Below are 7,790 nucleotides of genomic sequence, written 5' to 3'. Positions count from 1 at the left end.
CGCCGGGGGCGGTCGCGGCCGTGCGGGGGCGGCTGACCTGCCAGAGCGCGGACGCGGCGCGCAGGGCGCGGGCGGGGGTGGGGTAGTCGGGCAGGCCGGCCTCGCGGAGCTGGGCGGGTGCGTCGGGGGCGAGGAAGTCGGCACCGGTGCGGGCGACGAGGATGGGCTTGCCGCCCTTGCGGGCCGCCTTGGACAGGGCGGTGACGGCCTTCTCGACGTCGGGGCCGGCCATCACGCAGAAGCAGGCGATGATGATGTCGACGGAGGGGTCGTCGATCAGGACGTCGAGGGATTTGTCGAAGAGCGAGGGGTCGCTCAGGACGGTCGCGGTGATGTCGACGGGGTTGTCGACGGCACCGAAGGGCGGGACGATCTCGGCGAGGGTGGCGGTGCTCTCCGGGCTGAGGGTGCTCAGTTCGAGACCGGCGTCCTCGACCGCGTCGGCGGCCAGGATGCCGGAGCCGCCGGAGGTGGTGACGACGGCCACCCTGGGTCCCTTGGGGCGCAGGGGGAATTCGAATGCCTGGGCCACGTCGAGGAGTTCGTCGATGTCGTCGACGCGTACGATGCCGAGTTGGCGCAGGGCGGCGTCCAGGACGCGGTCGTCGGTGGCCAGGGCTCCGGTGTGGGAGGCGGCGGCGCGGCCGCCCGCCTCGGTGCGGCCGGACTTCAGCAGGGCGACGGGCTTGCCGGACTCGGCGAGCAGGCGCAGCGTGTCCGTGTCGGGGATGTCCTCGAGGTAGCCGAGCAGGCCGGTGCAGCCGGGTTCGGCGGACAGTTCGCGCAGGACTTCGAGGGCGGTGACGTCGGCGTCGTTGCCCGTGCTGACGACCCATCCGGGGCGCAGTCCGCGCTGCAGGGCGAGGCTCGCGGCGCCGAAGCCGAGGGCGCCGCTCTGGCTGACGAAGGCGAGGGTGCCGGGCTCGAAGGGGACGCTCTCGGCGCCGAAGAGAGGGCTGAAGGTGGCGAGGACGCGGTTGTTGAAGCTGACGGCGCCGATGCAGTTGGGGCCGATCAGGCGCAGTCCGCCGGCGCGGGCGCGGGTCACCAGCTCGTCCTGGAGGGCGGCGCCTTCGTCGCCGGTCTCGGCGAAGCCCGAGGAGGCGATGATGGCCAGGGGGACGCCGGCGGTGACGCAGTCGTCGACGGCACCGGGCACGCGGTCGGCCGCCACCATGATCAGGGCGAGGTCGACGGGCCCCGGGGCATCGGTGAGGCTGGGGTAGGCGGGGACGCCCAGGACCTCGCCGCCGCGGGGGTTGATGGGCAGGATGCGGCCCTTGTAGCCGTGGCGCAGCAGGAAGTCCATGGGCTTCCGGCCGAGGGCGCCGGGGCGTTCGGTCGCACCGATGACGGCGATGGACTCGGCGTTCCACAGGGCGGATATTGCGCTCATGCCATGATCTCCTGGACAGCGGTGGTGGTGGCGGGTGTGGTCGCCGCACTGGCGTGTGCGGGGTCGTGCTCGGGGGCGAAGAGTTCGCGCAGGGCGTCGACGTAGATGTCGCCGTCGGGGGCGCCGGCGAGCCGTCGGGCGCGGACGGTGGGCTGGTGGAGCATCTTGTCGACGATCCGCCGGACGCTGTGGGCGACTTCCTGCTGGGCGGCGGTGTCCATGGCGTCCAGGCGGCGGCGGAGCCGGTCGAGTTCGGTGGTGGTGGCCTCGGCGGCGCTGGTGCGCAGGGCGGCGAGGATCGGGGTGGCGCGGGCGGCGCGCCGGGCCGCCTTGAAGTCGGCGACCTCCGTGTCCACGATGCGGTGGGCGGCCTCGACGCTGGCGACGGAGAGTTCGTCGTCCCCGCCCTCCGCGGCGATGCGCTGGAGGTCGACCAGGACCGTGCCCTCGACGGCGGCGACCTCGGCCTCGATGTTGCGGGGCAGGGAGAGGTCGAGCAGGTACAGCTCGCGGCCCGCGCGGTGCGCCATGGCTTCGGCGACGTGCCGGCCGGTCACCAGCGGGGTGGTGGACGCGGTGCAGCTGACGACCACGTCGACCTCCGCCAGGAGGCGGGGGATGTCCTCCAGGGGGTACCCGGTGCCGCCGGCGGTCTCGGCCAGACGCTGTGCCTTGTCGGGGGTGCGGTTGGCCATGTGGACGGTCCGCAGACCGGAGCGGCGCAGCGCGGCGAGGACGACGCCGCCGAACGAGCCGGCGCCGACGACGAGGGCGGTCTTGCCGTCGAGCGAGCCGACGAGGCGCTCGAAGAAGGCCAGCCCGGCGGTGGCGAGGGAGCGGCCGGCCTCGTTGAGCCCGGTCTCGTTGCGGGCGCGCTTGCCGGCGCGCAGGGCGGCCTGGATGGCCTGGTTGAGGGTCTTGCTGGCGGTGCCGGTGCGCTGGGAGCGGTCGAGGGCCTCCTTGACCTGGCCGAGGACCTGGTCCTCGCCGAGGACGACGGAGTCGAGCCCGGCGGCGACCTGGAAGAGGTGGCGCAACGCGTCGTCGGCGGCCCGGACGTAGCTGTAGGGGGTGATCTCGTCGGCGTGGACGCCGGTGTGCTCGGCGATCAGGCGGACGACGGCGGGCGCGGGGTCGGTGCCGGGGGCGGTCTCCAGGTAGATCTCCATCCTGTTGCAGGTCGACAGGATGAGGGAGGCGCCGAGGCCCTCGGTGGCGGCCAGGTCGCCGGCCAGATCCTCCAGCGGGCGCGGGGTCTCGTAGAGGCGTTCGAGGAGGTCGAGGGGGGCGGTGGCGTGGCTGATGCCCACGGCTGTCAGCCGGGTGTCATCGGATGTGTGTCGTTCCACGGTCTGTACACCTTGGTGTGAGGCGGGCGGGAGTGGAGCGCCTGCCGGCCGGGCGGAGGGGGGCCGTCCCGGCCGGCAGGAGACGGAGGTTCGCCGCGCGGGGCGCGGGACGGTGGGTCAGCGGCCCACGCGCGGGGCGAACTCGGTGGCCCAGTACGTGATGATCTGGGAGGCACCGGCGCGGTGGATGGCGGTGAGGCTCTCGACGATCGTGCCGTCGCGGTCGATCCAGCCGCGCTCGGCGGCCGCCTCGATCATGGAGTACTCGCCGGAGACCTGGTACGCGGAGACGGGCACGTCCACGCGGTCGGCGATGAGGCGCACGATGTCGAGGTAGGCCAGGGCGGGCTTCACCATGACCATGTCGGCGCCCTCGGCGAGGTCGAGGTCGACCTCGCGCAGCGACTCGCGGATGTTGCCGGGGTACTGCTGGTAGGTGCGCCGGTTGCCCTGCAGGGACGATTCGACGGCGTCGCGGAACGGCCCGTAGAAGTGGGAGGCGTACTTCGCGGAGTAGCCGAGGATCGCGACGTTGTGGTGGCCGGCCTGGTCGAGGGCGGCGCGGATGTGGCGGACCTGTCCGTCCATCATGCCGCTGGGGGCGACGATGTGGGCGCCGGCGTCGGCCTGGACGACGGCGGCCTTCGCGTAGAGCAGGACGCTGGCGTCGTTGTCGACGTCGCCGTCGGCGCCGAGGACGCCGGTGTGCCCGTGGGTGGTGTACTCGTCGAGGTTGATGTCGCCGATGACGACGGTCGCGTCGCCGACCTCGGCGGTCACGTCGCGCAGGGCGGTCTGGAGGATGCCGTCGGGGTCGACGGCCCCGCTGCCCTGCTCGTCCTTGTCCGTGGGGATGCCGAAGAGCATCACTCCGCCGACGCCCGCGGCGACCGCTTCGGCGGCGGCCTTGCGCAGACTGTCGCGGGTGTGCTGGTAGACGCCGGGCATGGAGGGGATGGGCCGGGGCTCGGTGATGCCCTCGCGCAGGAACAGGGGCTGGATGAGGTTGTTGGCGTTGACCTGGGTCTCGGCGGTCAGGCGGCGCAGCTGCGGGGTGCGGCGCAGGCGGCGGGGGCGGTGCAGGGGTGCCGTGGCCGGGGTGCTGACGGGGGCGGGGCCGAGGGTGGAGTGGGTGTTCATGAGGGTCTTTCACGCTCCCTGGAGGGTCGAGCCGAGGAATACCTTTTCGAGGTGGTGTGCGATGTCGGAGGACGGCCGGTGGAACCAGTAGCCGGCGGTGGAGCGGGCGAAGATGCCCAGCCGGCCCAGCTCGACGGTCAGTTCGGCGAGCTTGACGGCCAGGCCGGCGGGGTCGACGACGGGCATGCCGGCGAGTTCGCGGACGCCGAGGTGCCAGAGGATCTCGTTGGGGATGCCCTCGGCGGGGATGATCACCTCGGCACCCGCGGCGCGGGCGCGTTCGGCGGCGGCGGTGTAGGCGGCGAGGAAGGGGCCGCAGTCGCCGTCGAGTGCCTGGTGGACGCCGTCCCAGCCGCCGGGGACGACTTCGTAGGCGGCCAGGTGGGTGTCCAGGCCGTAGCGGGTGATGTTGGCACGGATGGGCTCTTCGAGAGGCGGCATGAAGCCCAGGAGCCCGAAGCGCTGGCCGGTCATGGCGGAGAGGAAGAAGACGCTCTCGCCGTAGCCGAGCGTGGGGATGCCCGCGAGGTGGCGGGCGTCGCGCAGGCCGGGGTCCTGGCCGGCGGCGGTGATCCAGGCGTCGTGGCCGCCGCGTTCGGCGCGCACCGCGGCGTGGGCGAAGTGCTGGGAGAACAGCACCTGGGCGGCGTGGTGGCCGACCAGGCCGAAGGGGGTGTTGTCGGGGTAGGTGTCGGCGGGCAGGGTGTGGATGTCGATGACGGTGCCGGGGGCGGCGACGGCATCGAGGTGCTCGCGGTACCACTGGTCGAGGAGGGGGATGCGGCCTTCCACCGTATGTTTGTGAAACCAGATGCGCATGGGGTTCCTTTTGGCTTGGGGATGGGGAGGGTGCCGGGGGGGGCAAGGCAGGGCAGCCGTCGGCGGAGCTCGCCGGTGCGGCGGACGCGTTTGCTGTCGGTCACCGGGAGGCCGGCACCGGGCCGGATACCGCGAACGGCCGCCGCGGGCCGGGGGTTCAGACCGCGGTGGGCTGCGCGGCGGCCGTACGCCGGGCAGGGGGAGCGCAGTCCAGGAGTGACGCCTTGACGAGGTAGTCGACGCGGGCGTCGGCGTCGGCGGTCATCCGGCCGATGTCGTCGAGGGCGGTGCGCAGGGCCGTGGCATCGTCGAGGCCGGCGGTGCGGGCTTCGCTGCGCGGGATGACGGCCTCCTGGACGGCCGCGCGGCGGGCGGCTGCCACGGTGGTCAGGGAGCGGTCACCGGTCTCGCCGCGGTACAGGCGGATCAGGGCGCGGCCGTAGGCGACGGCGTCGTGCAGGCCGCAGTTCATGTTCATGCCGCCGGCGGTGGAGGTCAGATGGGCGGCGTCCCCGGCGAACAGGACGCGCCCGGCACGGAAGTTGGGCAGGACGAAGGCGGCCAGGCGGTATGTGTGGGCGTCGCGGACGCGGACGCGGGTGGCGATGCCGGGCAGACTGCCCGCGACCAGCGCGCGTACGGCCGCGGGTGCGGTGACGCGCTCGCGCGGGGTGGTCGCGGGGATGCGGTGGATCAGGCGCCAGTGGTCGGGCATGCCCAGCATGCTGAACGAACCGCGCGCGTCGCGGACGTAGGTCAGCGGGGACAGGCCCGGCACGAGCTCGTCGAGCGGGGTGTCGGTGACGACGCGCAGGGCGTAGGACGGGTAGGGGCGGGCCCGGGAGTCCAGCCGCAGCAGGTCGCGGACGGTGCTGCGGGCGCCGTCGGCGGCGATGACGTGGCGGGCGGTGAGCGGGGCGCGGGCGCCGTCGGGGCCTCGGGTCCACACGCGCAGGCCGTCGGGTTCCTGGCGGAGGTCGAGGACGGTGTGCCCGAAGGCGACATCGGCGTGGGGGTGGCGGGCGAGGGCGTCCAGGAGCAACGGGGTCAGGCGGGCCTGTTCGGCGTGGACCCGGTAGGGGTGGGCGGTGCGGCCTTCGAGGGGCGCGTAGGGCAGGCGGTGCAGGAGGTTGCGGTCGAGGTCGCGCCACTGGATCTCGGTCACGTCGCGGCCGGCCGCGCGCAGGCCGGCGGCGATGCCGAGCTCGTCGAGGAGGTCGAGGGTGGCGGGGTGGAACGTCGACGCCCTGGAGGCGGTCGAGAGACGGCCGGCCGATTCGAGGACGGTGACCGGCACCCCGCCGTGGGCCAGGACGAGGGCCGCGGTCAGTCCTACGGGGCCGGCACCCACGACGACGACCCGGTGACGGTGTGGGCTCATGCCCGGCTGCCGGCGCGGTCGGCGAGGCGCCGCAGGAGCCGGGGCAGTGCGCCGTCGGGGCCGGCGGGGGTGGCGGTGGTGTGCTTGAGGGCCCACCGGGCGGCACAGATGTTGGAGGTGAGCAACGTACGGTCGTTGCCGGCGCCGATGCGGTGGAGGGCCTCGAAGGTGAACATGCCGGTGCCGGTGAACAGCAGGGTGGCGTCCGGGGCGAGGCCCGCGTCGCCGACCTGGCGGACGAGGTCGTCGGTGGTGACGTCGTACGGGGAGAACCGCTCGCGCGCCCGGACCGGGACGATCCGGGTGATGTTCAGGCCGGCCTTCTGCCAGTAGTGGTGGGAGAGTTCGGTCAGCCAGGGCTCGTACGGGGAGACCAGCACGATGTCGGTCAGGCCCAGGTCGGTGCAGGTGTCGAGGGTGGCCAGGGTGGAGGAGGCCACGGGGTAGCCGGCGGTGGCGGCGATCCGGTCGCACAGCTCGCGGTCGCCCTCGGGGTCGAGGAGGTAGTGCGAACCGCTGCAGGCGACCACGACGGCGTCCAGGGCAAGGCCGCCGAACCCGTCGATGACGTCCGGGAGTTGCTCGTTGTAGATGTCCAGGCGGCCGCGCAGGGTGTGGCCGGGCAGGACGGGGAAGCGGGAGGTGTGCACGTTCATGGCCGGGGCGGTGAGGTGGGCGATCTCCGGCTCGGCGGCGGCGTTCCCGGAAGGGACGACGACACCGAGGCGGGCTCTGCTGTGCATGGTCATGGAAGTGTGCATGGTCATGGAAGGAAGCCCCCTTGTTCTCGCGGGAATGGCGGCGGCGACGGCCGCGGGAAGTCCTCGGTCGCCGCGGGGCCGTTGATCGGGCGCGTCTCGCGGCGTTGAAGTGGACGCTATTCCAGGGGCGTTGGGCCGCGCACTACGGGATCACGCAGTCAGCCGTTCCCGCGAGCGGGCGGGGGACGCGGGAGACAGGTTCACGGGAAGGGTGGCCCCGAGGGCGGGGGCGAGCTGGGCGCGGCGGCGGATGGACAGTTTGCGGTAGACGCGGGTGAGGTGCTGCTCGACGGCCCGGCAGGAGACGCCCAGGCGCCCGGCGATGTCGTTGTTGGTGTGACCGGCCAGCACGAGGCGGGCGATTCTCCTCTCGTGCGGGGTGAGGGCGGCCGCGGCGGCGGGCGGCGGGCTCTGGGCGGCCCCGCCGGTGAAGTCGGGCCGTCCGTAGGCGATGTTCCAGTTGCGGACCCTGGACTGGGCGACGAGGGATTCGCGGACGAAGGGATCGGGGCGCAGGGCGCGGTGGAGGGAGATCTCGTCGGGCGCGTCGATGAGGAGGATCTCGCCTCCTTCGCCGTCCCAGGGGCCGCCGCCGATGAGCGGGCCGCGGTCGGAGAGGGTGCGCAGGAAGGTCTCGTGGGCGCTCCACAGACGGCTGAAGCGGCCGTCCAGCGTCCTGAAGGTGCGCTCGACTACGTAGGTCATGGTGAGGTTCCTCGGGTTGTCGTCGCGTCCGTCCCGTGGCGACCGGAGCCGGCCGGCAGGGCGCGGAGTGGGTGAGGATGCGGAAGGGGGCGGGACAGCGGGGCGCGTGGTGCCCGCCGGGGGCGGGCGCGCGTCCCGAGTCCCGCCCCCTTGGGGCGACGCCGCCGGGCGGCCGTGGGTGCGGTGCCGGAGGGCCTACTGGGTGCCGGCAGCCGGGGCGGTGCCCACCTGGGGTGCCG

At 73.6% G+C, this 7,790-nt stretch carries 7 protein-coding genes; all 7 read right to left on the bottom strand.

Annotated features, from left to right (window positions below):
* A partial coding sequence (locus J7E86_RS28275; RefSeq protein WP_215085623.1) for an acetate--CoA ligase family protein occupies window positions 1-1,396 on the bottom strand: 1,396 nt, incomplete at its 3' end.
* Window positions 1,393-2,745, bottom strand: coding sequence for a glutamyl-tRNA reductase (gene hemA, locus J7E86_RS28270; protein WP_308312756.1), 1,353 nt, complete (start codon window positions 2,743-2,745; stop codon window positions 1,393-1,395). The genes J7E86_RS28275 and hemA, both read right to left, overlap by 4 nt.
* Before the next feature lie 117 nt (window positions 2,746-2,862).
* The gene (gene hemB, locus J7E86_RS28265; RefSeq protein WP_215085621.1) at window positions 2,863-3,885 is read right to left on the bottom strand and encodes a porphobilinogen synthase; all 1,023 of its coding nucleotides are present in this window, start codon (window positions 3,883-3,885) and stop codon (window positions 2,863-2,865) included.
* Window positions 3,886-3,894: 9 nt separating this feature from the next.
* On the bottom strand, window positions 3,895-4,704 hold the full coding sequence (locus J7E86_RS28260; RefSeq protein ID WP_215085619.1) for an aspartate/glutamate racemase family protein: 810 nt from the start codon (window positions 4,702-4,704) through the stop codon (window positions 3,895-3,897).
* Window positions 4,705-4,861: 157 nt separating this feature from the next.
* Complete coding sequence (locus J7E86_RS28255; protein WP_215085618.1) at window positions 4,862-6,085, bottom strand: NAD(P)/FAD-dependent oxidoreductase; 1,224 nt, start codon at window positions 6,083-6,085, stop codon at window positions 4,862-4,864.
* Window positions 6,082-6,852: an arylmalonate decarboxylase gene (locus tag J7E86_RS28250; protein WP_251019804.1), complete on the bottom strand. Its 771-nt coding sequence runs from the start codon at window positions 6,850-6,852 to the stop codon at window positions 6,082-6,084. Before J7E86_RS28250 ends, J7E86_RS28255 begins: the two co-directional genes overlap by 4 nt.
* A 144-nt stretch (window positions 6,853-6,996) precedes the next feature.
* On the bottom strand, window positions 6,997-7,551 hold the full coding sequence (locus J7E86_RS28245) for a helix-turn-helix transcriptional regulator (RefSeq protein WP_215085616.1): 555 nt from the start codon (window positions 7,549-7,551) through the stop codon (window positions 6,997-6,999).
* Between the last annotated feature and the right edge of the window lie 239 nt (window positions 7,552-7,790).

Source organism: Streptomyces sp. ISL-11 (assembly GCF_018614525.1).
GTDB lineage: Bacteria > Actinomycetota > Actinomycetes > Streptomycetales > Streptomycetaceae > Streptomyces.
Note: the sequence above shows the minus strand (reverse complement) of the source record. Positions and strands in the feature narration are given on the sequence as shown.